Genomic DNA, 24,551 nt, shown 5'->3' with positions numbered 1-24,551 from the left:
GAGGACTGCGCCGACGCACAGGGCGTTCCTCGTGCCACACCGAGGTTGCCGGTCATTGAGCCTCCTCCCTGCCTGGGGCGTCGTCGTCTGGGCGGGAGCGGGTGGCCACCACGCGCAGCACGTGGGCGATGTTGTCTCTCGGGGGCATTCCTGGGCCGGCGAACAGCTCCGCCTGCCGGGCGTGCACGAGGCGTTGCAGCTCCCGTGCAAGGTCCAGGCCGGCCTGCGTGGGTCTGACGACGACGCGCCGGCGGTCACGCTCGTGTAGCTGGCGGCGCACGAGGTCCCGGTCGACGAGCGCGCTCAGCGTGTTGGTGAGGGTGGCTTTGGCGATGCCCACCTCCACAGCGATGGCGCGGGGCTCGACCACTCTGCGGGCGCAGATGAGCACCAGCACGTCGTAGCTGGTCCAGGTCATGCCCACCTCGCGCAACACCGTGCGTTCGAGATGCACGCGGACGGTGTTCGCGGTGCGGCACAGCTGCGCCACTGCGTCCGGGCGCGGCGCCGGGGCCGGTCGAGAGTTGACGGGTGGGCGGTAGATCCCTGCGATCTGCCGCCGCATGGAGGCGGTCATCGTGGCCTCCGCAGGTGTCGCGGTCGGCGCAGGGTGTGCTGGTTGCGATGTTGGCCCTTGCTGCCGGCGCGGTCGGCCGGTGGCGGCGGTTCAGGTGCGGGCAGGCATGGATGTTGGTTCTGGTCGGTGCGCATGTTTCACCCCCGTGATGTGTGCGCGGTCGGATTTGGTGTCGTGGTGCGAGGTCGCGCCTCACCTGCCTTCGTCGAGCGGGGCACCGCGTTCGCGCATGAACGGCACCGGGTCGGTGGAGTTGGCGTTGCTGAGGTCGCAGCGCGGCCCGTCGCAAACCGCCTGGTGCGTTTCGAAGTGCAGGTGCGGGCCGGAGGAATGGCCGCTGGTGCCGACCAGGCCGATCGGTTGGCCCGCTTGCACGGTGTCGCCGACGCGTACATCGGGCTGCCGTCGATGTCGCAGTTGCCGGTGCCGGGATCGCAGCCGGACCACACCACCTCGCCAGCGCTGGCCGCGCGGATGACGGTGTTTCGGGTGGCGACCAGGTCCACGCCAGCGTGCAGCCGTCCGGCGCGCGGCCCATAGCCGCTACCCAGGAGTGCCTGCACAGGCAGGGTCCATCCCGACGCGGCTACGTTCGGGGCGCTGCTGCACACGGCGAGGCTGGCCCCGGGCAGGTCGCTGATCGTGGCGATGCCGGTCACGGCCGCGACGACCTGTTCGGCGTCCTGCTCGTATTCGCCGTACTTGTCGGGGAACGCCGAGACCTGGACCCGTTGCGCGGCGACGGTCAGTGGCAGCTGCTGCCAGTCGGGGATGCGCAGCAGCTTGTCGTAGAACTTCCCGGCGGCGTAGACGGGGTCGAGGATCTGCGTCGGGGTGCCCCATCCCTGGCTGGGCCGTTGCTGGAACAGGCCGAGCGAGTCGCGGTCGCCCCCTTGCAGGTTCCGCAGGCTGGATTCGACCATGGCTGTGGCTACCGCGATGACCCAGCCTCGGGCGGGTATCCCCCGCTGCTGGCCGACGGTGACGATCGTGGCCGCGTTGGTGACCTGTTCGCTGTTCCACCGGCCAACCCCGCCGCGCGTTCCCGCGCTGCTCGTGGCCGGAACAGCAGCGGGAGCGCAGGCTGCGGCCGGCGCTTCGGCGATCACCGACGCCAGCGGCAGACCACACACGAGCAGAAGCGTCGCCACCACGGCAACGCCTACGCCGGCCCGCTGCCCGTTCATCGCCGGGTGACCTCCGGCATACCGACGGTGGCCACCAGCCAGCGTTGGCCGTCGCGTACGCACACCACGCGCAGCACGCCCGCGTCCGTGCCGACGTCGACCTCCGCCCGCTCCTGGGTGGCGGTGACAATGCGGCCGGGTGCGGTGATCCGGGTGGCGGGCACATTGGCCGGGTCGACGGTGTCGAGCAGGTCCGCGTAGCCGGGCACGGCGTAGAGGCGCACGTCGGCGCGCCACTGGGCGGTCGGCAGGTCCGAGCGTGCCCACCGGGCGACGAACCGTGTCGCCGTGGCCACGGCTGCGGGGTCCGCGGCGGTGGATCGGGCGGGCAGGACACCGTCCGGGTCCGCGTGCATGTCGGCTGGCGGTGTCACCGCCGGAGGGCTGCTTGCCTGCGGGGCGGAAGCTCCGGTCGTACGGCTGGTGCAACCGGCCGCCAACAGCATCGCAGCCACCAGGAGTGTGCCTCGGCTGCGAGGGCGGGTCATGCCTGATCCGAGGGCTCGTGGGGCGGCGGGTCCCCGGCTGGCGGGGTGCCGAGCGCGGCGTTGACGCGCTGCCCGAGCAGCCGCAGTTGGTGGTGGACGTCGACCAGCGCCCCGCGCCGCTGCACGGCGGGATGCCCGTTGGCCGCGCCGACCAGGGCATCGATGTCGTCGCGCAGTTGGGTGAGACTGCTGCTGATCGCGGCGAGCGGAGCGTCGAACGAAGTGCTGGTATTCACTCGTCGACGTCGCGGTCGTGGTCGCCGTCGAGGTGCCCGTCGCTGGCCCAGTCCAGCTCCGTGTTCCGCCGCGTCTGCTCGTCGATGTCCGTCCACTGCTGCCTCTCTTCGTCGTCTCGCCAGTTGTCGCGTGCCTCGTGAATGCCAGCGATGAAGTCGTCGACGGCGTCGACCCCGAAACGCAGCCCGGTCAGGGCGGCCTCGAACCGTTGCCAGTCCCAAACGCTGGTGATCTCGGCTGGATGTGTCATTTGCTGCCCCTTGAATCCTGGGCCGCCGTCGCAGGCGCCGGCCGTGCGCGGATGTCCTCGCTGACGGCGTCATCGGCGGTGTCCGGCCAAGGCTGCGCCCAGACGGTGTCCGGACTGCGAGGAATGTGCTGGCCGTGCCGGCAACGGGTGGTGTCCCACTGCTGCCACCGGCTGCATGCGCGGTGCAGCGCCTCGTGCCAGCGAAGCGGCGCGTCGGGGTCCGCGTTGGCCGAGTAGGCGTGGTGCCACGACACCGCCAGCGCGGTCAGTTCCTCCACCAGGGCCGGGTGGGCCGGCCAGCACGCGCCGAGGTACTGCGCCAGCCCGTACCGGTCGGACAGCCAGCGGGTCCAGGCGATCAGCCACGCCCACAACTCGCGGGTGTCGTCGCGGTGAAGGTCCCGCCAGCAGTGCCGCGCCGGCACGAACCCGGTCGGGCTGTCGAGCGCGTCGACGCGCTCGGACAGTGCCACGTGGGCCTCGGCGAGCTGTTCCACCGCGCCGCGCAGCGTGTCGATCAGCTCGGCCAGTTCGGCGGTGGCCCGTTCCTGCGGCGAGGCCTGCTCAGGGATGTCGAACAGGAAGGCGCGATCCGGCATCATTGTGCTCCCCGTAGTCGGGCCGTGAAGGCGTCCTGCGCGGTGTGGAACCGGTCGGCGTCCGGGCGTTCCCACCAGGCGGGTTGCACCACCTCGACCGGTGGCATGTTGCCCAGCAGCACCAGGGCATGCCCGGCCGGCAGCGTGCGCAGCTCCGCCAGGTCGACCAGGTTCTCCCGGCGGGTGTTCTCCTGCACGCTCGCCCGACCGCCACCCCAGGACGCCGCCGAGGACAACTCCTGCACCTGCCCGAGCAGCGACTGGGCGTCCTTGAGCGCGTTGACGTCCTGGGTGCCGCCCATTACGAAGCGGGCGTTCGCGCCGTCGCGTAGCGCTTGGCCGCCGTCGCGGCCCCACCGTTCTTCCAGTTGGTGGGTGTTCTGGCAGGCGATCGACAGGGCGATGCCTGCGCCGCCGCCCTCGGATGCCAGCGCGGGCAGCGACGGCAGCGGCGCGATGTTGGTGATCTCGTCACCGATCAGGTACAGGCAGGGCTCGACCCGACCGCCCGGAGCGAGAAACGACCGCTGCAGCGTGCGGTAGATGATGTCTTCGGCGATGGCGGCGAACAGCGGCGCGATCAGCGCCTGCCCGCTGCGGGTGCCGACCAGGTAGAGGGTGCCGGACTCGTCGAGCCACTGCTCGGGGTGGAACTGCTGCCCGCGCGGCGGTGAGCACGCGTGCAGGATCCGTGGGTTGCTGAACGCGTCGAGCGCGCCGAACACCACCGACTGGATGGCGTCGCGGCTGCGGCCCGTGGTCTCCCGGTGGAACGCGAGCCGGTCGGCCCACACCGTCTGCCCGTGATGGCGCAGGATCCGCTCGGCGCGCGGGTCGGAAGGGTTGGCGGCCCAGCTCGCCACCTCGGTCATCGTGGCGCGCTCGTCCAAGGCTGCGGCGTGCAGCAGCCCGCGGATGATCGACGCCGCCTGGTCCTGAAAGTATTGGCCGTTGTCGACGTTTCCTTTGAGGCCGGCGCCGGCGGCGAAGCCTTTGGCGCGCAGCGCCGCGATGTCGGGGTCCTCCGCGCCGTCGATGGGTGACCAGCGCAGTCGCGGCACCCCCGGTACCTGGCCCTGCGGCTCGAAGATCCACGTCGGGCCGACCTCGGCGCGCAGGTCGTAGGTGACGGATGCGACGTCGAGGCGGGTGGAGGTGGAGATGACCGCTCCGCGGGCGTCGGCGACCCTCGGGATGATGTAACGGCTCGTCTTGTTGGCGAACCGGGCCGCCCCGGCGAGCAGTTCGGTGTACTCGTTGGCCAGGTACAGCGGCTCACCGGTCAGGGCATGGTGGCCGAGCAGCCGGGCCACTTCGAGGGGGTCGGTGCGGCGCCGCTGCTTCACCGTGACGGTTTCGGGTGGGTCGGTGTCGCGGATGGTCAGGGCGGGCCGCAGCACGTCGACGCGGCGCAGCACCGCCTCGGCCGTCACCACGCGGTCGAGGTCCTTACGGCCGGCGAAGCCGCGTCGGCGTACCCACCGCTGCGCCACCCGCATCGTCACCGCTCCGATTCCGACGACGGTGGCGCTGAGCAGGACGATCCACAGCCCGTACAGCAGGGGCGCTGGCGGCAGCGTGTCTCGGGCGGCGGGCGGCCACGCCCGGGCCGGGTCGCCCGGGTTGGTGATGAGCCGCACGGCGATGCCTGGGGCGTCCGCGGGTGAGCTGTCCGGCCAGGCCGCGTGGGTGAGCAGCCCGCCGGCCTGCCCGGCGAGCCACAGCGTGGCGGTGCCCGACAGCACCAGCAGCGCCGCGATGCCCGTAAGCGCCAGTCGGGCCAGGATGTCGGCGCGGGCCACCCCCCGGCGGGGCAGCCGGTGTCCCGGGGACATGAGTGAGCCGGCCATCACCGCACCTGCCCCACCACGGCGTGTTCCCCCTGCGACGGCGCCCTCTCCGGCTCAGGCTCGGGGGTTTGCCGCATCCGGCTGTCGGTGTCGACCATGCGCCGTTCGATCGTCGAGAGTTGGTGCTTGACGACGTAGGAGCGCAGCCCGACCTTCCATAGCCCAACGCCGCGGCGCAGGTGGAGCAGGAGGTTGGTCTCTACGTCCGTGGTGCCCAGGAACTCGCGTGCCGCGTCGAGGGAGCCGGGTGCCTGTCGGTAGGAGACCCGTACGCCGGTGTCCTCGATCAGCCCTCGGGCGATACGGACCTGCTCGGAGTCGGCGCTACCGCTGGCCGACAGGTCCGTGAAACGGTGAAAGGCAAGAATGTTCGCGGTGCCGAGCGCGCGGGCGAGCTTCAACTGCTCACGCATCCGCCTCATCAGCCCGAGGTGGCGGCTGACCAGCGCGAACTCGTCATACAGGCAGACCCGAGCGGGGGCGTTGGGGCGGGTCAGCTCCGCCTCTAACCAGGACTGGGCGCAGGTCATCGCCATCGCGGTCATCTGGTCGGACGCGCGGACTGCCCGCAGGTCCAGGATCGCGCCCGGCTGGTCGAAGTCGATCGCCAGCGTCGACGCGGCCGGGGCGTCGAAGATCCCGCCGAGCGCGCCAGTGATCAGCCGCTCCAACGCTAGGCGGACGCGGCGGCTGTCGGCAGTGAACTGGTCGACGTCGTAGTGCACCCCAGCCAGTCGGTGCGCCCACCGGGACGGGTCGCCCATCGCGGTCAGCACCCGGGACAGGGTCGGGGCGGCCATCCGGTCCGGGCTGGTGCCGTCGTCGGCGCGGGTGACCGCGTCCAGGGCGTATTCGACCAACGATCGTTCCGCCTCGCTCAGCGGCCCGCCGAGCTGGATCTCCAGCAGCCCTTCCAGCAGCAGCAGTCGGCGTGCTCGCTGGATCTGCAGCCACTCCGCCTCGCCCTCATCGGGCAGGCGGCGGATGCCTGCCAGGGGGTTCATCACCACCCCGGAGCCGGGACCGACCCGCACCGGCCGGATGCCAGCCGCTTCGGCGAGGGTGTCGTACTCGCCCTTGACGTCGACGATGTAGAACCGCACCCCGAACGGGATCCCGCGGAACGCGATGGTCTTGAGCAGCGACGACTTCGCCGACCCGATCTCCCCGGTGACCACCATATTGGGGGCGCTGAGCACGCCCGCCCGATACAGCTCGTGCACCGAGAACACGAACCCGGCGCGGGAGTACACCTCCTGCCCGATCAGCGGTCCGTCCACCCCCAACCCTGGGTCGGCGACGAACGGGTAGACGCTGCACAGCTGCGCGCTGGTGGTGACCAGCGGTGGTAGCCGCAGCCGCCAGAACACCCGTCCCGCGGCCGGTCCGAAGGCTCCCCGGCCGTCCACAGAGGGCGGGCCGAGCAGTTGTTCGGTCAGCCGCCGCAGCGCCCGCTGCTCCCGTGCGAGGTCCGCCTGCGCCGCGGCGAAATCGCGCCGGGCGGCGGAATCAGCAAGTCGCTGCGACCACGCCCCTTCCCGGCGCACCCGGCGCGTCGCACTCCTGGGTGTACGGGAGGTCATGCGAACCACCCCCGCATCGGCTTGAGCCCACGCGCTAGGGGCAGCGCGCCGGCCACGAATGCCTGGTCCTGCTCGCCGTAGAGCACCACCGCCTGGCAGCCGCACCGGCCCAGCACCCGCCTGACGGCGCGGACGTCGTGGCGCAGCTGCTCCGGGCTGTCGGCCGTCACCGTGACCAGGACCGCGTACCGGTAGCGGACGTGCCCGGCAGCCTGCTCCCGGTCGACCTGCTCGACCGCGCGGGCCTCCTCGTCCTCCCGGGCGGTGCGCACCAGCCGCATCCGCCGCTTGGTCACCTCGTCCCCGGCGCGGGCAACCTTGTCCCGCCGCGTCGCCAATTGCGCCAACTGCGCCGGCACCGGCTCAGCAACCACCGCCACCGCGCGCCGGCCGACCGTGCGAGTGAACAGCGGCGTCACCCACGTCATCGGCACCGGCTGACGGGGCATCTCGTACACCCACAGCGTCTGAGAGAAACCGGAGTCGTGCCGGTACGACGACCAGCCCACCGTCTCCGCCGCTACCGGCCCCGCCGTGTGCGGCGCCACCTCGAGATCGGTGTCTTCTGGGTCGAACTGGCCGCGCAGCACCGCCGCGTACTGCCGGGGCGTCAACCAGCCCCCGGTCTCGATGCCGGCCTCCCGCACCGCCGCCCGCACACCGGTCAGCTTGTCCAGCACCACCGTGGCGATAGCCGCGTCCGTGCCGCCCGCGTCCGCAACCTCTGCGGACAGCTTCCGCACGTCGAACACCACGGTCAGGAACACCTCGTGGCGTTGGGTGCCCGGACCGGCCGCTACGGTGAGTTCAGCCAGCGACCGGTACGCCGCCGTGCTGGTGTCGACCGCCTGCTTCGCGAGGTACCGCTGTGCCCGGTTGCTGACGTCCGGCACCGCTCTCGCCGTCAGCGACCACCGCGCCAGGCCGCTGTCGGCGTACTCGGTGCCGAGCAGGTTCAACACGTCGGCCCACGAGGTGAGCCGCTGATGCTGCACCGACGTGTCCGCCAGGACGAGGTTGCTGCCCGCGCACGCCAACGTCGCGGTCACAGTCCCCTCCCGCCGGTGGTGCAGCAAGCCCACTTCGGTCAGCCCGTCTGCGGCCACCGCCGGTAGCCACTGGTAGCCGGCCGCCGGGCCGGGCAGATGCAGATGCTGCGTGCCTGGATTCGCCGCCCACACCGCGCCGCGATAGCGGTCCTGCCGGGCCACGCGCTGTGCCAAGGCGCCCGCGACGATCGGCGTCCACTCGGTGACCCGGCGGCCCCGGATCCGCAACAGCCCCATCGTGAGCAGCAGCACCGCCGCCAGCAGCAGACCACCGGCGGCGCGCTGCCGGCCGACCGCCAGCAGGTTCGCGGCGATGACCAGGCAGATCACCCCAGCCACTGCCGTGCCGATCTGCCCCCAGGAGAAGCCCAGGATCGACCCGCGGGTGGACCGCGGAGGAAAGTGGAACTGGGTCACGCCGTACTCCTTTTCTCGCCTAGAGCGCCACGATCGCGATCTCGGCGGCTTCACCGGCCGCTACGGTGCCGCCCTGCCCACCCGCCGCCGCCCCGCCCGCCCGGCCGGCTGCCGCGCCGCTGTTTGGCGGCGTCGCGCCCCCGCTACCGGTGTTGTCGACCGGCGGCGGCTCGGGACTGCTGCCGGGGCTCGGCGCGTCGCTGTCACCCATGGGCGGTGGGCTGCCGGCATCCGGGGCGTCGGTCCCGGCGGAAGCGGTTGTTTGTTCGGGTGCCGCCTGCGGGGTCACCGGCAGCGCACCCTGCTCGCCACTGGCGTCGCCAGGCAGCGTGAGCTGGCCGTCGGTCACATCGCCCTGCGCTGTGCGGGAGTCGCGCTCCACCCCGGCGGCCTCGTCGGCGTTCTCGCCCCCGCCCTGCTCGCCGCCCGCATGCCCGGCAGGCTCGCCGAACTGGTCACTGTCCCCCCGGCCGTGCAGCGCCTCGACCGTGTCGGATAGGCCGTCGACTGCTTCGGCCGGTCCGCCGGGGTTTGTCGGGCTGGTGGGGATGGCCTCGGCGTTGCCCTGCATCAGCGATGACGCGTCCATGTCGCCACCGCCGCCGCTCAACGGTTCCGCTAGGCGCCGCGCGCCGTCTATTCCCACCGCCGTGGCTGCCGAGGTCAGGAACCCGCGGGCATCGACGTCGGCGAGGTAGCCGTCCCACATGCTCGTCAGCCGCAGCAGGATCCACGGCGCGAGGACCATCAGCACGATGATGAACAGGCCCCGCAGCACGTTGATCACGTTGTCGCTCTCGTAGGTGGTGCGGGTGCCGTAGATCCACAGCGCGGCGATGAAGAACTTGCTGCTGGCCAGCGCGTTGCAGGTCCAGAACCACTTCCGACCCCACGCACGGGTCTCGGCCATGACCTGGCCGGTCATCGCCATCGCCCCGAACAGCGCCGCCCCGGCGGCCAGCAACGACCGGAACAGCAGCATCACGAACACCAGCACCAGCCCGATCACGCCGACGACCGCGACGACGAAGGCCAGCAGGATCGTGCCGGTGTCAGCGGTAAGCGTGTTGAGCGCGTCGACCCACATGCTCGGCTGCCACTCCCGCTGCTGGTTCCGGGCGATCAACGCCACCGTCGCCTCGTCCCACGCCGCCATCAGCAGGTACGCAATCCCGCCTGCGAACGCGATGCCGAACATCGCCCGGACCAACCCGCCCAGGCTCGACAACGGCCCAGGTCCACTCAGCCGCAGCCCGTTGATCGCCGTCGAGAGCACGAAGACCACCAACACCACGACGATCAGCACCCCACTGAGGTCGTTGTAGACGCCATAGAACGGCTCGTCCGCCACCGTCGAGGACTGCGTGAACACCACCTCAGCCAACTTGCCCAACGCCCACGCAAACCCGGCGACCGCCACGTCCGCCAGACCCTCGAAGCCCGTGCGCGCCGCCTCCTTGACCTGCGCGCCCACCCGGCACGCCACATCCAACGACCCACACTCCGACGCCTTCAGCGACGAGGACGCCACCAGCGACGCCCGCAACGCCCGGCAGCGGTCCGCTTTCGCCGTCCACCGGTCGGCGTTGGCCTGGTCCTGCCTCGCCCGAGCGTCCAAGCGCTCGCAGCGCACCGGCTCCTCACCACTGGCCGGCAGGCGTTCGTCGAGCACAGACGGCGTGCCGTCCGGCGGCGGTGACTGCAGCGTCTCTGCCACCGCGTCGCACCGTTCCTGATCGGCAGCGCTGGCCGCTGCGCTGCACAACGTCGTCCAGCCCTTGCTCTCCTGCCACCGCACCCACGGCAGGCACCAATTCACCTCCGGCTGCGCCAGCGGCTCCACACCGCCACCGGGCCGAACATCGACCGGCGGTGATGGGCAGGCCGACGGCGACGGGGCCGACGTCGGTGCCGCCGCAGCCTGCCCCGGTACGGCCAGCCCGACCGTCGTCAGCGCAGCCGCAGCCAACAGCAGACGGAACACCATGGACACCACGGCCATCGGTCACACCGTCCCCGGCGCCCACGACCGCGCGCTGAGCACGTCGACGAGGGGCTGCATGTCCCGCGGACCGCCGTCGCGGCGCGCACCGCGCTGATCCGGCGGCGGCACCGGCACCGGACGCTCAGCAGTCACGACCCGCCAGCGGCCCTGCGACCACCGCACCGTCACCGACTGCACGTACCAGCCGCCCGCCAACCCAGCACTCGGATCCGCAGAACCGCTGGTCGTGGCACCGCTCAAGGTGCAGACGAGCATCCGCACCGAAACCTCTCGGTCCTCGGACACCACCGCGTCAAGGTCCGCGTCCGGCGCCCAGACCCGCGCCACGACCGTCTGCGAGATCGCCTCGCCGTCCCCGGTCGGCCCGACAAGGGGCTGCACCGCCGGTCCGGCTCCCTCAGCGGCGATCAGGTCCACCATCGCCTGCCGGCTCGTCGCAGGCCGCGTACCGGCAGACGCCAACACCTGCGTGTACGCCGCCGCCGCGTCTCCGCCGCCGCGAGGCGTGCCCGGGAAACCCACCGGCACCCCGGCCTGTACCCGCTCGACATACCGCGCGGTCACCTGCGGCTCCGGCGTACTCGCGCGCCCGGCGGCGAACACCGCCACACCGGCGAGCACCATCACGACCAGCACTGCAGCGACCATCGGCATCCGGCGGCCGGTGGTCGGCTTGAACTCCGCTCTGCTCATGGCCGCCACCTGCTAGATCTCGGTGAGCAGGAACGCGATGATGGACGTGGCTGACCCGACGACGATCGCCACCAGGCCGGCTTTCCACATCATCGACTTCCCGCGATCACTGATGATGTGGGCGCCGAAGATTGGGCCTATGCCGAACGCGATCGCCCCTGCCGCCAGCCCCGCCACCGCCGAAATCACACCGAGGAACAGCGCGGCGTTGGCCAGCTTGTAGAACAGGTCCGACCGGGGCACGGCCGACGGGTCCGGGCTGATCCGGCTGAAGTCGAAACCATCACCCGACGGCTCGGGCGTCGGCGTCGGCGCCAACAGCGCCGCCACCGCCGGGACGCGCACCGTCAGGGCCGCCGCAAGTTGATGCAACACGATTAGTCCTCCCCGTTCGGGGCCGACGATCCCGGACTAAGGACAGCCGCGGGCTCGACCGGACACCGGTCGATCACCGCTGCGGCGACCTCGGTCAACGCCGACCGAGTGGCCTTACTCAGCGCCCGAGGGTCAAGCGGATCCGCCCGTGCGAGAACCGGGTCATACGGCACCCGCACCAGCTCCGCAGATGCCTGCCGCGCCAACTGCTCCACCGCCCGCACCTCACGCGCCACAGACGGCGTGGTCGCCATGACCACCACCACCGCCCGGTCCGGCACATGCGCCAGGCCCGCTCCGCGCATGTGGGCCAGCAGCCGCAGCGTGTGCTGCACCCCGTCCACCGTCGCCCTCGACACCAGCACCGGCACCGTCGACCAGCCCAGCGCCCGCCACGTCGATGTACTGTCCGCCGTCGGCAGATCCAGCAGCGCCAACCGGTAGACCGAGCGCAGATGACCGATCACGCCGAACATCTCCGGCCACGTCGGTGGGCGCCGCTGCGCGGTCAACTTGCTCTCCCCCACCAGCACCCGCAGCCCCGTCGGCCCGACCTGCGTCAACCGCTCCGCGGCCGCGTTCTCCGTCAAGCCGGCATCTGCGGCCACCGCGTCCCATACGGTCGACGAGGTGCGCCGGGCCACGCGATGCTCCAGGCCACCCCACGCCCGCAAGGTCCCGTCAACCGCCACCACCGGATCGGGAACAGCAAGAGCCAGCAGCCCGCCGAGCCCGACGGTCAACACCGATCGCCCGACGCCGCCGTCCGCTGAGGACACGCACACCAGTGGACAGCCCGACCGCAGCGACGCCGCCCGCCACCACAGCGTCTCCACCCGGGTTCCCGCGCCGAACTCCCGCGGAATCTCCCGCACCGCCGCCTCACCGACAAGGCGTGGCACCGAAGGCACCGAGGCCAGAGCCCGGGCCACGATCTGTTCGGGGGTGGGAGCCGGCGGGAGGGCCCTCTCCCTGCCCGCCGGCTCCCCCTGCTCACCGCCGTGCCCGCCCAAAGGCGCGTGGGCGGCGAGCCGTTCGGGCTGCTCGTCCGATGGACCTTGCACGTCCGCCTCCCCGTAAGGCTTGCCGTACAGCACTGGCCGGCGCCAATATCGGCGCGGCCGGTCCCCCGTTACTGTCACGACCTGGACGCTGACCAGACGAAGCAGGCCCTACAGCGACGGCGCGTCCCCTCCTGCGCCGCCGCTCGCGTGCCGGGATGCCATCTCGCGTACGGCGACCCGATCCGCTACGCTCCAGACAACTCCAGTTCGGGTCCGACCGAACCGCAGTTGCGAGAGCGGCACGCAGAGCTAAGCACAGGTCACAGAAGAGCGTCAACCGCAGTTTTTGTTGTGGCCAACTGTGGTTGGAGTTGGGGGACTCCATGAAGGACATACCAGCCGACCAGGCCGAGGCCGCAGCCTCACACCTGATCCAAACGAGGCTCCGAACCCTCTTCGAGGCCAGCGCCGAAGGCCGGCCACCTTACACAGAGGCGGAGGTTGCCCGGGAACTCACCAAGGCCGGCCACCGCATCACCGCCGAGGGCATCCGCAACCTGCTGCGCGCACCCCGAATCAACCCCAAAGCATCCACACTCCGGGCACTCGCCCAGTTCTTCGACGTACCCACCGGCTACCTACTCGGCGACCAAGAAGAACCCGAAGAACACAGCCGACGCGTCCGCGTGATGGCACGATCCATCACCAAGCTCTCACCTGCCGCCCAAGACGGCATCGCCGTCATCATCGACAACCTCCTACGGGTCGAGGAAACCGTTCGAGGAGGCGACAGCAAGAAGCCAAACCACCGACCCGGCCCTGAGCAGGGGCTCGACAGCGCAGATCAATAGGGGCCGCGAGATCCCCCTGCGCGTCGCATCACCGAGGTAGCTGGCGCAGCCTGCTCACCGGTCTGTCCGACGGCCAGATCGGTTGGAGCGGCGCGCTCGACGAGGCTGCCTTCCTCCAGCGGCTTTACGATCTTGATGACTTACCCTCGAACGACCGGCGGGCGGGACGCGAGCAACGACCACTTTGCCTGATGCCAATCGCCGCTACCGGGGCATAGGATGCGGCGCGTGAAGCCGATCGACAGGCACGAGTTCTCCGTCGGTGTCCAGTGGTGGCTCACGAAAACCGGATGGCCGCGCGACTTCCACAATGCCGACTACGAGGTGCTGGCCACCCAGAACCCCGACGGAGCGTTCCAGGACGGCTGGTGGGCCGGATTCCTGCCGCGGCTGTCCGCGTGGCGGGCGTTGCGGCCCTTCTCCCGAGCCGAGGTGACCGCTCTGCTGGCCGCCAACCGGGATGACCTGACCCGCGCTTGGCAGCAGGCGTGCGGGCCAGTGAAAGACAAGGACATCACCGGGGTCACCTGGGATCAGGTACGGGCGTTCCCCGAGGTAGTGGCGCGCCTGAAGCCCACAACTTCCCCCGTATTCCCGTCGAAGTTCTGCCACTTCCTGCTGCCCCGGGTCTTTCCAGTGTTTGACAACCTGGCCGTCGGCGGTTCTAGCACCTACGAGAGGTACTTCAACCTGATCAAGGGCACCTGGGAGGCTACCTCCGCCGACCTGCAAGCCAGTCTGATCGCGGAGCTGACCCAGCGTGTAGAGAGCAACGGACCCGAACCTCTCTATGCTGGCTTCCCCATGGCAACCAAGATCGCCGAGCTGGCGCTCATTGGGCGTAAGCACGCTTGAGGGCTGCGCCGAACTCAACGTGCCCTTCGGAAGGAAGCCGCGCGTGCGCCTGTCAGGTGACCTGTTCGTAGAGGATGCCGTGCTTGCTCCGCATGAGGGCCTCGATCGATGTGGCGAGGTTGGTGTCGTGCACCAGTAGCCCCAGCTCGATGTTGGTGTTCTCGGCACTGTAGGAGAAGTTCGCGCTGGTCAACAGCGTTACCGCGCGGTCGACGACGATGAACTTGGCATGGTTGACCAGCGGCTGGTGACCTCCGGGCAGGGTCAGCGTCCGGAGCACGGTCGCCTTCGGCAGGTGGGCCGCGACGGCTGCCGGTGAGCTGGCGTGGGCGTCGAGGTACACCGTCACGCTGAGACCAGGGCGCGCCGCGGCGCTCTTCAGGGCAGCCCACATGCCTGAGTACGGCGTGAAATTGAAGCTGGAACAGACGATCGACATGCGTGCGTCGTCGATGATTCGTTGGGCTTCGCTGGTGAGGCGTCCAACCGTGGCCTCGACGCCGGGCATGGTCCAGACGGGGTCGATGGCGGCCCGGACCGATCGTGCGCCGGCAATGGCCCGAAGCACGGCGACCGAACCATCCCGGTGCTCCGCGCCGACTCCAGTCGCGGCCAGCAAGCGTTTCGCCTCGCTGCGCCGGGCGGCGTGCACCTCTTTCAGCGCTTGTCCGGTGGTGCCGCCAGCTTGTAGCACGGTGGCGAGTCGTTGTGCCTCGTATGCGGTCAGGAAGGCGCCGAGCGCGGCGTGGGGGTCAGTAAGCATCGATGCTGCCGAAGAAACCGGGGACCCGTTCGTCGTCGATGGTGGGCAGGGTGAGCAGGAACCGCCGGTCGAGGAACCGGTTGGCGCGTTCGCAGGAGGTCTCCGAGGCGAAGCAGCAGCAGTGGCAGGCCGCGCCGTGCAGGAAGTCCTCACCGTGCCGTGGTGTGCGTTGGCCGCAGACGGGGTCGGATGAGCAGCGGCCTGCTCTGCGGAGCGCGTCGAGAAGGAGTCCGTGGAGCCGTTCCGGTTGGCTCAGCGCGACGAGGCCCCCGAGGGTTCCCTCGCTGTCGGAGGCGGTGGTGCAGATGAGCAGCCCCGCAGCGGCGGGGCGGTCGGTGGTGCCGGTCCAGGCGTAGAGGCGCTCGCTGAGGCTGGCGGCGCCGTAGCCGCAGGACATCGCCATCTGGCGGATGAGGATGTGCGCGAGGGTGTGGATCAGCCAGTAGCGGGGTGCGGGGAACCGGGTGTTCGGGCCGACCCGGGCGGCGGTGGCGGAGAAGCGTCGGGAGAAGTTGCGCCGGTGGGCTTCGCGGTGCGCTCGCCACAGCGCGGTGGGCAGGATCTGCGCTTCCCAGGCGGCGACGGCGTTTTCGTCCAGCTGGAGGAAGATGCCCTCGCCGCGGTCCTCTGTGGCCGGGACCCAGGTGGGTCGGCCGTCCCGGGTGAGCTTGACGAGTCGGCTCGGGAGGTCGTTGACCCGGTCCATCTCGTCGATGCGGGTGAAGCCGATTACCGCGTTGACCTTCTTCATCCGGTTTACGGCGATGACCCGGTGCACCTGCTTCGGGAGGTCGGCGGCGGTGGGCATCTCGGTGACCATCAGCCCGCTAGAGTCCTGCTGCTGCGCGAACAGGCTCGGCTGTTGCAGGTAGTCCCACTCCGGCACGAGCAGCTCGACCGGGTCCCAATCGAGTAGCCTCTCCCGGCGTTCCTCCTCCGACGGGGGTGGGGCGAGTGCCTCGGCCGCCGCTGCGGTCAGCTGCTCGTCGGTGACTCCGGCAATGTCGCACTTGTTCGCGACGAGCAGCGAACGAAGCACCTTCGGCATGGCGGCGTAGTCGGCCAGTTCCTCCGGGGTCAGGTGCGTACGGAGTTTCGTGGCGAGCGCGGTCTGCTTCTGCTCCTCGCTGCGGGGCATCACGATGATCGACTGGGTCGAGGCGAACCAGAGGTTGGATGCGCCCATCATCATCAGCGCGGTGTCCAGCCCGCACTTGGGGTCGAAGGCGTTCAGGTGCGGGTGCCGGCCCCGGCAGGTCGGCAGCTTCCGCTTGCCGGCCTCGCCCTGGGCCTCGCCCATGCCGCGCCGCTGTTGGCAACGTTCGCAGGTGATGACCGCGCCGGCGCCCTGACCGATGTTGCTGTCGCGCAGTTTCAAGTCCGGGTGGGGGGCGGTGGGGCAGGTCTTGCCGTGGTGCACCCACAGCGCGTACGGGAACTCGTCGAGGTGGCCGTTGGCGCAGGCGAGCAGGTAACGGGCTGGCACCGCCGGGCTGCGCCGAGCCTTTCCCTTCGCAGGGGCCTTGGCCTTTCCCTTCGCCGCCCCCGCGAACGTGCGGCCGGGACAACTTGCGTGTTCGAAGGTCGCCAGGTCGGGCCGGAACGGGTGGGTGTTGGTGTAGCTGAACCGCGACAGCGGCCCGAGGTAGTCGCAGCCGGTGCAGCGCAGCCACTGCGGGAACACCCGGGCAGGGATGCCGAGGTCGGAGCCCTCCTGCGACATCGCGCGGGCCTTCGGCTGCCATGGGAACGGCCGTAGCTGTTGGACACGCGACCCGAGGTGAAGCTGGACCACCTTGAGTAGGCGTGGTTCCTCGATCGTCTGCACGGTGGGCCGCCGCCGCCAGATCGGCTCCCAGTCGTCCAGCCCGGCCGGCATGATCGAGAACTGCGGCAGGTCCATGATCGAGCCGATACCGTAGGTGTAGAGCAGCGACGATGGGCGGGCCGACCCGACTTTGGCCCGGTTCTTGACGTTCGCCTGCTCGCTGTCGGCCAGCGGGTCCAACGGCTGCGCCGACTCGAAGATCATCTGCGCGGGGTTGTCGTCCGTCACGCGTCCTCTCCTTCGGGCAGCTCCCAGGACGGCGCATCGTCGGGCTCGACGACGAACAGCCGCTCGGGTATCGGGCTGACCAGCAGATTGATCTCCGGCTGGACCTCCCGCATCGAGTGCGCGACAACGAACGGCGCGCGGTCCGGCTGACCCTGGTGGGCCTTCGCGTTCTCCGGACTGATCAGCAACGGAAGGTAGCTGTCGTTGTCACCGGTGCGCTCGTACACCAGGGTCTTGCTCGCCTTCCCGGCGTACTTCGCCCGAGCGTTCCACTGGTCCAGCCGGTTGATCAGCCGCTGGTATGCCTGCGCCATCAGGTCGTCCAACTGGGCCGCCGGCCGGATCCGGGCATAGAGCCGATCGACCAGAGCGGCAAGAGCATCCTGTTCGTCACGAACCCGCCACGCGGCCCGCTCCGGCGACAACCCGTCGTCGCGGTGCGCCTGCAGCACCCGTGCCGCGCTGACGAGCACCCCGTCAATGCCCCGGTCCAGGGCCGTCGGTGAGAACGGGGTGACCGACAGCGCCTCCACCTGCGCGTAGAACGTCTCGTGGTAGTGCCGGAACTGCTCGTAGTGGGCCAGGTCGCGGGGCCGCGCCCAGTTCCCGAGCGCCACGACCAGCCCGGGACGACCGCAGTCCTCACCCGGGCGGCCGACGTCGCGGCCCACCCGCGACGACGCCTGGATGTACTCGGCGGTGTTCTTCGGCTGCCCGACCACCAGCATCAGCCCGAGCCGCTGCACGTCAACCCCGACCTGCAGCATCGAGGTAGCCAGGACCACGTCGAACGGATCGGCCTTCGGCCGCTCCACCCGCCCGCCAGCCTCCTGCTGTTCGATCCGCTGCCGCATCGCCGCAGTCGTGGCGTAGCCGGGGTCGAACTCCAGGGCCAGGTTGTCCAGGGTACGGCCGATATCGACCGAGGCGATCCGAGAGGTCAGCTCACCAGTGACCAGCCGCCCGTACGAACCCTGCCGTCGCGGGAAACCCGATCCGAGGCGGGGTTGCCGCACCCGGTTCTGCACGTCGTCGGCGATGTATCGGGCCATACCGGCCAGCTCCCGGGTCGCGTTGAAATAGCCCACCAACGTCATGTACGGATCGGCGGCGGACCCACTGCAGTCGAACAGCAACTGCCCCGCGAGCAGCAACACCTCGGCGACCCGGATCTCCGCGCTCGACAGCCGCACCCCCTGCGCACTCACCCCGATGTAGCGCCGGCCCGGGGTGGTCGGCCCGATCGGCAGCTCCTGCGAGAAGTACGTGTCCGCCACGTCCAACACCTGCGGCGGGAAGATTTCCACTCTTCGCCCGTACAGCCCTCGCACCTGGTCGTCGGCGCGGCGCACGGTGGCCGTCGACGCCACGATCATCGGCCGGACCGGTTTGCCGTCGGCGGTCTCCCACGACGCGAGGGTCTCCACGACCACCTCGAACAGCCCCACAGCGGTGCCCAGCGCCCCGGTGATCAGGTGCAGCTCGTCCTGAATGATCAGATCCGGCGGCCGGAGCCGGCCCACCGGCCGTACGGTCGCGGCAGGCAGGCCGGGTTCGGCCTGGTGCCCGGTGGTGACGTTACAAGCCGCGTAATCGGGGTGTACGTAGCCGTGCCGACCGCAGTGTCGGCCGACGTAACCGAACAGCGACGCCGCCTCACCCTCGCGCGCCAGCCGGGCGAACTTGTCGACCGTCGCGATCACGAACGCCGGCGGCATCCGGTAGATCTCCTCGTCCACCGTCAGCATCGGCAGGCCCTCGCCGACCTCACCGCCCTTGGCGAACGGGCACTGCCCCAGGTCGTCGCCGCAGTAGACCAGCACCCGCCGCGTCGCCTTGACCGGCTTCACGTTCGCCGCGCCGATCGGACTGCCGCACCACGGGCACCGCTGCACCTGCAACACCGTCAACCGATGCCCGCCGTACGCGTTGGCCTTGAGTAGCTGCTCGTTCGCCTCGTCCCACCGCTTCGGGCTCACGTCGGTGCCGACCCACAACCCGATCCGGAACGGCGTACCACCCCAGGTCGCCACGTCCCGCCGGCGGGCCAGCTCCGCCGCACAAACCAGCGCAGTGGCCCGCTGGAACTGCTGAGCGGTGAGCAGCCGCAACGTGTACCGCATCAACACGGCCACCCCGTCACGCCCGTCCAACGGCCCGTCCGACGAGGCCACGACCTGCTGCCGACGCCGGATCGCGAACGTGTACGCCGCCAGCCCCAGATACGCCTCGGTCTTGCCACCACCGGTCGGGAAGAACAACAACTCCACCCGCGACAGCTCACCGCTACGCTCAGGCGCCGTCGGGTCGGTCAGCGCGGGCAACTGCATGAGAATGAACGCCAGCTGGAACGGTCGCCACGACGACGGCTTCCCCCGCTCGTCGGCCCCGACCTGACGACGGGCGTCGTCAAACGAAAGGCTCGGATCGGAGCTACGCAACGCCCCGATCTGGGAATGGACCCGCTGGTCCCGCATGACCTCGTTCATGAACCGAAAGCACGCGAACGCCTCCGGATCAGCCACCACATGCGCCAGACCGTCGGCCAGCCGCTGCTGCGCCGCGCGCGCCTCGTCCACGACCTCTTCGGCCAACTCCCGCAGATGATCCGGAAGCTGCGCCGCCTTCGCCGCCTCACCCTCCAGCCAGGTCCGGTACCCGTCCACCAGCGGGGCGAGCCCGTCACGAACCTGCTCAGGGCTGGCCTTGCCGAGCGCGTCCATGCCCAGCATCGCGCCCGTCACCGACCGCGCCTGCGTCTGCGGTGTCTCCGCGACCGGCAGCCACGTCGTCCACACCGCCGTCGCCCGCCGCGCCCCCGGCTCGACCTGCCAATCGACCGAGCAGGTCCGCCCGACCGCGAACTCCAGCCGGTTCCGGTACTGCAAATGCAGCCGCCGCACCTCGTCGTCGTGCTCCGGCCACTCCTGCTCGAGCACGTCACGCACCGGCAAGAACACCGCAGCATCGCCCGCGTCGACGTGCAGCTTCGTCTGAAACAGCCACTCGTGCACCGGGATTGTCGGCGGCGTCTCCCGGTCATTGACCAGCGCGATCTCGATCAGTCGCCGACCGAACCGGATGTCGTCGTAGGTGTCGATCCGCAGGCAGATCTGCCCGGTCAGCACCCGCGTGTACGTTCGGCCCGGCGTCAGCTCGGCCACCGCGATCTTCTCAACGATCGCCACCGGCGTCCGCTGATATCGCCGCACCGCCTGGCCCCGCCGGTCGATCTCACCAGTCTTGACGCTTTCGTAGGTGCCCCACGACGCGGTCACCGTGAACTCGGCCAGATCGTTCGGCACCTGGAACCGCAACCCCATCGACGACGGAATCATCAGCCCCTGCCTCGGAGCCTTGTCGTCGGCGTCGTCCTCCTCGCCGTCGGCGCCGGCCCCCTCGGCAGACTCGGCCGGGATCCCGCGCTGCGCATGGATACCCGCCGCATCCGCACGAACGCCGAGAAGGCCATACCCGTCCTCGGACCCGGCCGGGTCGGCATCGGGCTCGGTCAACTTCACCGGCGCGATATGTCCCACCAGGTAAAGCTGGCGCGGGCTCACCGCCAACAGCTCCTCCGGACCACCCGACGGTCCGAGCAGCTCACGCTCGAGTATGTCGACCAGGTTCTCGCGAACCGTGTACGACGTGCCGTCCGGCTCGTGGGCGAGCTGAAACCCCGGCGCGGGATCGGTCACAGCAGCGCCTCCTGGCCCTCGTGGACGACCGGCTTCCGCTGCCGGGGAATCCCCTTCTTCGCCGCCTTCGACCGCTGCGCCGCCGCACGGCGCAGATTCTCCGCGAGCAACCGGTCCAGGATCTCCACCCGCGCCGCCGGGCTCACCGTCCACCGCATCATCTGGCGGTACGCGTGGAAGCCGTGCTCCAGCGGCACATCCGACCAGTCGTACGCCGCCATCACCGCCTCGTCCAGCTCGACATGAATCCGCCGCAACCGAGCCACGTCCGGGTCGTCGCTGTCAGCTATCCCTGGGTCATTGACCAGGTTGTACAGCTTCGTCAACCCCAGCCTGCGTCGCAGCAGGACCTCTCGCCGCTCCTCATCCAGCATCCGGCCTACTTCGTCCAGCCGAGCCATCGGTTTCGGCCGCGGGAACGTCTCGAAGACGTCGGAGGGTGTATAGACGGGGTCTCCGGTCCGCGTTGAGCCCCATTGGGTAGCCCATGAACGATGTATGGACGAACTGAGCAGAGCGAAAACCTCTCTGGTTCTATTCGCAAAGACCACGAGCTTCTGATCGAAGACCTGCCTACTAGAAACGATGGCTGGCATTTGCGTAGCGCTCGTCTGCGCGATAGCGATCACCTCGTCTAGCTTGGCGATCGCTCTCCGCAGTCCAGGAGCACTTTCCGCGAAGAGCCACCACCGATCTCGCCTGGCCGCACGGTTGTTGCGCATCCGTTCGGGTCTAACGAGCTGCTCGATACGGTCAAACGGCCTGCGGAGCCGGGCGGCGCAGGTGACGCAGTAGCCGGTGAAGTCGATCACCCAGCGAGAGGCGGAGCAGTCCGGCCGGGAGTTGAGATCCTCGCCGTTCAGGTAGGGGAACAGCACCGCGCTGTCGCGCTGGTCTGCGGCCTGCCACGCGTGGGCTTCCTCGGGTTTTAGAACGAATCCCATGCCGAGCACCACGCAGCCCTTGAAGGCGATGTTCTCGTTCTCGATCAGCTGGGCCGGGCTGCCATGGACCTGGCCAGCTGGTTCCAGCAGCGTGGAAATGCGCGGCACAACCACTCCGTCCGCGACCTGGTCGGCTGCATCGGCAATCGGTCCCAAACTCCCCCAGACCGCCGCGTACTCCAGGTTGGCGCTGGCCGACGGCCATGGGGCGCTCTGCACTGCGCGGGCGATGGTGAGCCCATCCGCGACGACCTTGTCGAGGCCGACTTCGCGGGTGGCGCCCTGGGCGATCGTGTTGGTGGCGATGAGGCCGAGCGCCCCGGACGGGCGCAGCAACTCGACCGCCCGCAGCAGGAAGTAGGCGACCAGGTCGGCGCTGCCCCGGGTGCCGTGGGCGATCTGGTGGACGAACCAGTCCCGGACGTTGGTCCCCATCGCGCCGGTGAGTTTCTGGCCGCCGAGGAAGGGCGGGTTGCCGATGACGGCATCGAAGCCGCCGTGATCTACCACTACGTCGGGGACTTCGAGCACCCAGTGCAGCGGCTGCCAGCGTTCGTAGTCCGTCGTGACGGTCGGGGTCAGTCCCTCTTCTAGGATTAGGTCCAAGGGCTCGGGATTGGCGGCCGTGCCGTCGGCTGGCATCGCGGCGGTCACCGCCTCGGCCAGGTTTTCGTACGCTTCGTCCAGGGCTTTGCCGGGTTTGCCGCCGAGGCGGAGCCCGGCGGCGATGACTCCGTCGGCTGCGGTGCGTAGGTCGGCAGTGATCTTGCGAGTCTGATTGAGCTGGCGGCGTTTGGCGGTGGCGCTGCGCATGGGGTCGTGTTCGCGTACCTCGCTGGCGAGGTCGCGGCGGATGCCGACGGCCCGGCGGATGGTGGCGTCCACATCCTGGGCCGTCAGTCTGGCCTGTTGGTGGGTGGGTGCCTCGATGTGCAGGGTGCGGAGCTGGCGCAGGTCGGTGAGGCCGAGCAGGGAGTTGCCGTGCAGGATTTTGTCGTCGACGAAGGAGAATGGTAGGTCGCGGTCGAGGGAGACCAGCCAGAGCGAGAGCTTGCACATCTCCACGGCCATCGCGTTGATGTCGGCCCCGTACAGGCAGCGGGCGACAACTTCACGGATCGCGTGTTGGCCGAGGTCGTGCCGGCCGGCGTTGGCGGGGTCTTCGTCGATCCATGCTTCGACGAGGCGGGCGGCGAGGTAGCGGGCGGCGGCGACGAGGAATGCGCCGGAGCCGGCGGCGATGTCGGCCACCTTGAGGTTGAGGATCTCGTCCGCGTCGCGCAGTTTCCACGCGCCGCTGCTCTCGGGGACCTGGTGCGGGCCGGGGAAGTAGCAGAGCGGTTCGAGGGCGTGCTTGACGACTTCCTCGGCAAGGTCTTTCGGGGTGTAGTGGGCGCCGGCGTTGCGCCGTGACGGCGTCTCAGTGACCACCAGGCCGCCGTCCAGGACGACGGTGGGGCGGTCGCGTAGGTCGGGCCGGGTGATGGTGGCCCAGGGGAGCAGGCGTAGGCGCAGGTTGTCGTCATCGGTCACCGCGCGCAGCATGCGGTCGGCGTCGTCGCCAGGCGTGGTTGCGAGCCGCCTCGCCAAGGCGTTCGCGCTCGGCGGGGTGGCAGCGGGCTGGTTCTCCTTGAGCCAGGCGATGATCGCGGTGGCCAGTTTCGCCGGAGCCGCATTGGCGTTGGCGAGCTGCTCCAGCACGGTCAGCGGGATCTCCGGCTCGGCTCCGGTGGCACCGACGATGCCGACGTGGGTGTCGCCGGTAACCCGGGTGCAGGAGTAGCCGAGCAGCCCTTCGTAGATGTAGCCGATCTGTTCCACGTCGACGTCACGGAACGAGATCCGGCGGGCGTCGCCGCCCTTGAGCTGGGCGACCTGCACCGAGCGCAGAACGTGCAGCATGACCCGGTCGGAGACGGGCATGGCGAGGGTGCCGTTGTCGTTCGCGGCGATCAGGAACGGGTACTGGTCCGGGTCGAACAGCGATCCGCCGTACGCGGGCATTCGCATGTTCTCGAACGACGCGCCCCGGTAGAGGGCCTGGCTGGTGGCGAGCAGCCGGTGCCAGGTCAGATAGGTGCTGTCCAGCGATTCCTCGCCGTCGCGCAGCCGGCGCTGTTCCAGGTCGTCGAGTTCACCGCTGATGCCGTACCCCTGCAGGAAGAGCTCGCTCTGCGGCAGCAGGCCGCGCTCCTCTGCGAAAAGCAGGAAGACGACGCGCATCATGACCGTGACCGCCGCGGAGTAGGTGTCGTGCGGGTCGTCCGGGAGCGGATCACGCAGGCCGCGCCTGTGGTGGTCGGCGGCGGTCTCGTCGAACGCCTGGATCAGCAGCTCGACGGCGCGGCGGACCTGGGCGCCGAGAGCTTCGGTGATCTCCTCGGCGGCGGCGACGGACTCCTCGAACAGCTTGGGGAGCCGCTCGTTGGGGTCACCGCCGATGATGTACTGCCGGGCGACGACGGTGAGGAAGGCGTTGCGGGTCAACGGTTCCTCGACCCAGGTCTGGGCGTCGACGATGCCGGAGGCGACCATCGCGTCCGGCCGGGCGCAGACCAACGCCCACCAGCGGCCGTCGGTGACGATGCCGATCGCGACGCCAGCGCCGCGCAGCATCGCTTCCATCCGGTCGATAGCGGTGGCGGCCCAGCCGTCGGTGCCGGTGGCGTGCAGGCTGTCGCACTTGTCGACCACCCCGACCAGCGCGCCGATGCCGTCCGGCCCGTGCAGCGCGGCCTGCGGGGTGACGGTGATCCGCCGGTCGGGCGAGTGCACGATCACGCCGGGCGCGCATTCGGGATCCCACATCAGCGAGGTACGCCAGCCGACGACCTCCCGCAGCACGGTCTGCACCCAGACGTCGCGGACCTCGGCGTACTTGGCCTGGACGGTCTCGTCGCCCGGGTCGATGTCGAGGGCCTCCCAGGCGTGGTCGAACGCCGGCTTGGCCTCGCGCAAGGCCTCGAGACGTTCGGCGTCGAGGGCGGGCATGCCCTGCGGCCACACCCGCTTCAGCGGCGGGATCGCCAGGAACGGGCCGTCCGTCTCGACCAGTTCCAGCCAGGCCCGG

General features: G+C 70.1%; 18 protein-coding genes and 1 pseudogene. 2 read left to right on the top strand and 17 right to left on the bottom strand.

Going from position 1 to position 24,551, the window contains the following annotated elements; genetic code table 11:
- Positions 1-52 precede the first annotated feature (52 nt).
- The 13 genes and pseudogenes from GA0070621_RS05110 to GA0070621_RS05050 all read right to left on the bottom strand — a co-directional run bounded on the left by GA0070621_RS05110 (position 53) and on the right by GA0070621_RS05050 (position 12,407).
- Positions 53-577, bottom strand: a complete 525-nt coding sequence (locus tag GA0070621_RS05110; protein WP_091191976.1) for a MarR family winged helix-turn-helix transcriptional regulator — start codon at positions 575-577, stop codon at positions 53-55.
- 192 nt (positions 578-769) lie between these two features.
- Positions 770-1,764: pseudogene (locus GA0070621_RS31335) on the bottom strand (M23 family metallopeptidase).
- Positions 1,761-2,138 (bottom strand): hypothetical protein, encoded by a 378-nt coding sequence (locus GA0070621_RS05100; protein WP_157739841.1) that lies wholly within the window; start codon positions 2,136-2,138, stop codon positions 1,761-1,763. Before GA0070621_RS05100 ends, GA0070621_RS31335 begins: the two are co-directional and overlap by 4 nt.
- 110 nt (positions 2,139-2,248) lie before the next feature.
- Positions 2,249-2,488: a hypothetical protein gene (locus GA0070621_RS05095; protein WP_091191973.1), complete on the bottom strand. Its 240-nt coding sequence runs from the start codon at positions 2,486-2,488 to the stop codon at positions 2,249-2,251.
- The gene (locus GA0070621_RS05090; RefSeq protein WP_091191972.1) at positions 2,485-2,739 is read right to left on the bottom strand and encodes a hypothetical protein; all 255 of its coding nucleotides are present in this window, start codon (positions 2,737-2,739) and stop codon (positions 2,485-2,487) included. The genes GA0070621_RS05095 and GA0070621_RS05090 overlap by 4 nt, the downstream gene beginning before the upstream one ends.
- Positions 2,736-3,341, bottom strand: coding sequence for a hypothetical protein (locus GA0070621_RS05085; protein WP_157739840.1), 606 nt, complete (start codon positions 3,339-3,341; stop codon positions 2,736-2,738). Before GA0070621_RS05085 ends, GA0070621_RS05090 begins: the two co-directional genes overlap by 4 nt.
- Positions 3,338-5,188 carry a type IV secretory system conjugative DNA transfer family protein gene (locus GA0070621_RS05080; protein ID WP_167666608.1) on the bottom strand — a complete coding sequence of 617 codons (1,851 nt, stop codon included), beginning with the start codon at positions 5,186-5,188 and terminating at the stop codon, positions 3,338-3,340. The genes GA0070621_RS05085 and GA0070621_RS05080 overlap by 4 nt, the downstream gene beginning before the upstream one ends.
- Positions 5,188-6,771, bottom strand: a complete 1,584-nt coding sequence (locus GA0070621_RS05075; RefSeq protein ID WP_167666607.1) for a hypothetical protein — start codon at positions 6,769-6,771, stop codon at positions 5,188-5,190. Before GA0070621_RS05075 ends, GA0070621_RS05080 begins: the two co-directional genes overlap by 1 nt.
- Complete coding sequence (locus GA0070621_RS05070) at positions 6,768-8,237, bottom strand: SCO6880 family protein (protein WP_091191968.1); 1,470 nt, start codon at positions 8,235-8,237, stop codon at positions 6,768-6,770. The genes GA0070621_RS05075 and GA0070621_RS05070 overlap by 4 nt, the downstream gene beginning before the upstream one ends.
- A gap of 19 nt (positions 8,238-8,256) precedes the next feature.
- Entirely contained in the window at positions 8,257-10,239 is a 1,983-nt protein-coding gene (locus tag GA0070621_RS05065; RefSeq protein ID WP_157739839.1) for a hypothetical protein, read from the bottom strand.
- Positions 10,240-10,242: 3 nt separating this feature from the next.
- Positions 10,243-10,869 (bottom strand): hypothetical protein, encoded by a 627-nt coding sequence (locus tag GA0070621_RS05060; RefSeq protein ID WP_157739838.1) that lies wholly within the window; start codon positions 10,867-10,869, stop codon positions 10,243-10,245.
- Positions 10,870-10,947: 78 nt separating this feature from the next.
- Complete coding sequence (locus GA0070621_RS05055) at positions 10,948-11,310, bottom strand: hypothetical protein (RefSeq protein WP_167666606.1); 363 nt, start codon at positions 11,308-11,310, stop codon at positions 10,948-10,950.
- 2 nt (positions 11,311-11,312) lie between these two features.
- Positions 11,313-12,407: a MinD/ParA family ATP-binding protein gene (locus tag GA0070621_RS05050; protein ID WP_091191963.1), complete on the bottom strand. Its 1,095-nt coding sequence runs from the start codon at positions 12,405-12,407 to the stop codon at positions 11,313-11,315.
- A gap of 290 nt (positions 12,408-12,697) precedes the next feature.
- Between GA0070621_RS05050 and GA0070621_RS05045 the strand changes: the two genes are divergently transcribed.
- Together GA0070621_RS05045 and GA0070621_RS05040 are read left to right on the top strand one after the other, a co-directional pair.
- A complete protein-coding gene (locus GA0070621_RS05045) occupies positions 12,698-13,165 on the top strand; it encodes a hypothetical protein (RefSeq protein ID WP_167666605.1) in 468 nt (155 codons plus the stop codon).
- A gap of 228 nt (positions 13,166-13,393) precedes the next feature.
- A complete protein-coding gene (locus GA0070621_RS05040; protein ID WP_157739837.1) occupies positions 13,394-14,020 on the top strand; it encodes a hypothetical protein in 627 nt (208 codons plus the stop codon).
- Positions 14,021-14,072: 52 nt separating this feature from the next.
- Here GA0070621_RS05040 and drmC read toward each other — a convergent pair whose 3' ends face one another.
- Genes drmC through GA0070621_RS05020 form a run of 4 tightly spaced genes read right to left on the bottom strand, consistent with a single transcriptional unit; the run spans position 14,073 to position 24,334 of the window.
- The gene (gene drmC / locus GA0070621_RS05035; RefSeq protein WP_091191961.1) at positions 14,073-14,783 is read right to left on the bottom strand and encodes a DISARM system phospholipase D-like protein DrmC; all 711 of its coding nucleotides are present in this window, start codon (positions 14,781-14,783) and stop codon (positions 14,073-14,075) included.
- On the bottom strand, positions 14,773-16,839 hold the full coding sequence (gene drmB / locus GA0070621_RS05030) for a DUF1998 domain-containing protein (RefSeq protein ID WP_167666604.1): 2,067 nt from the start codon (positions 16,837-16,839) through the stop codon (positions 14,773-14,775). The genes drmC and drmB overlap by 11 nt, the downstream gene beginning before the upstream one ends.
- A complete protein-coding gene (gene drmA / locus GA0070621_RS05025; RefSeq protein ID WP_091191959.1) occupies positions 16,836-20,537 on the bottom strand; it encodes a DISARM system helicase DrmA in 3,702 nt (1,233 codons plus the stop codon). Before drmA ends, drmB begins: the two co-directional genes overlap by 4 nt.
- Positions 20,534-24,334 carry an Eco57I restriction-modification methylase domain-containing protein gene (locus GA0070621_RS05020; protein ID WP_167666603.1) on the bottom strand — a complete coding sequence of 1,267 codons (3,801 nt, stop codon included), beginning with the start codon at positions 24,332-24,334 and terminating at the stop codon, positions 20,534-20,536. The genes drmA and GA0070621_RS05020 overlap by 4 nt, the downstream gene beginning before the upstream one ends.
- Between the last annotated feature and the right edge of the window lie 217 nt (positions 24,335-24,551).

The organism is Micromonospora narathiwatensis (assembly GCF_900089605.1).
In the GTDB taxonomy this organism is placed as follows: Bacteria; Actinomycetota; Actinomycetes; order Mycobacteriales; family Micromonosporaceae; genus Micromonospora; species Micromonospora narathiwatensis.
Note: the sequence above shows the minus strand (reverse complement) of the source record. Positions and strands in the feature narration are given on the sequence as shown.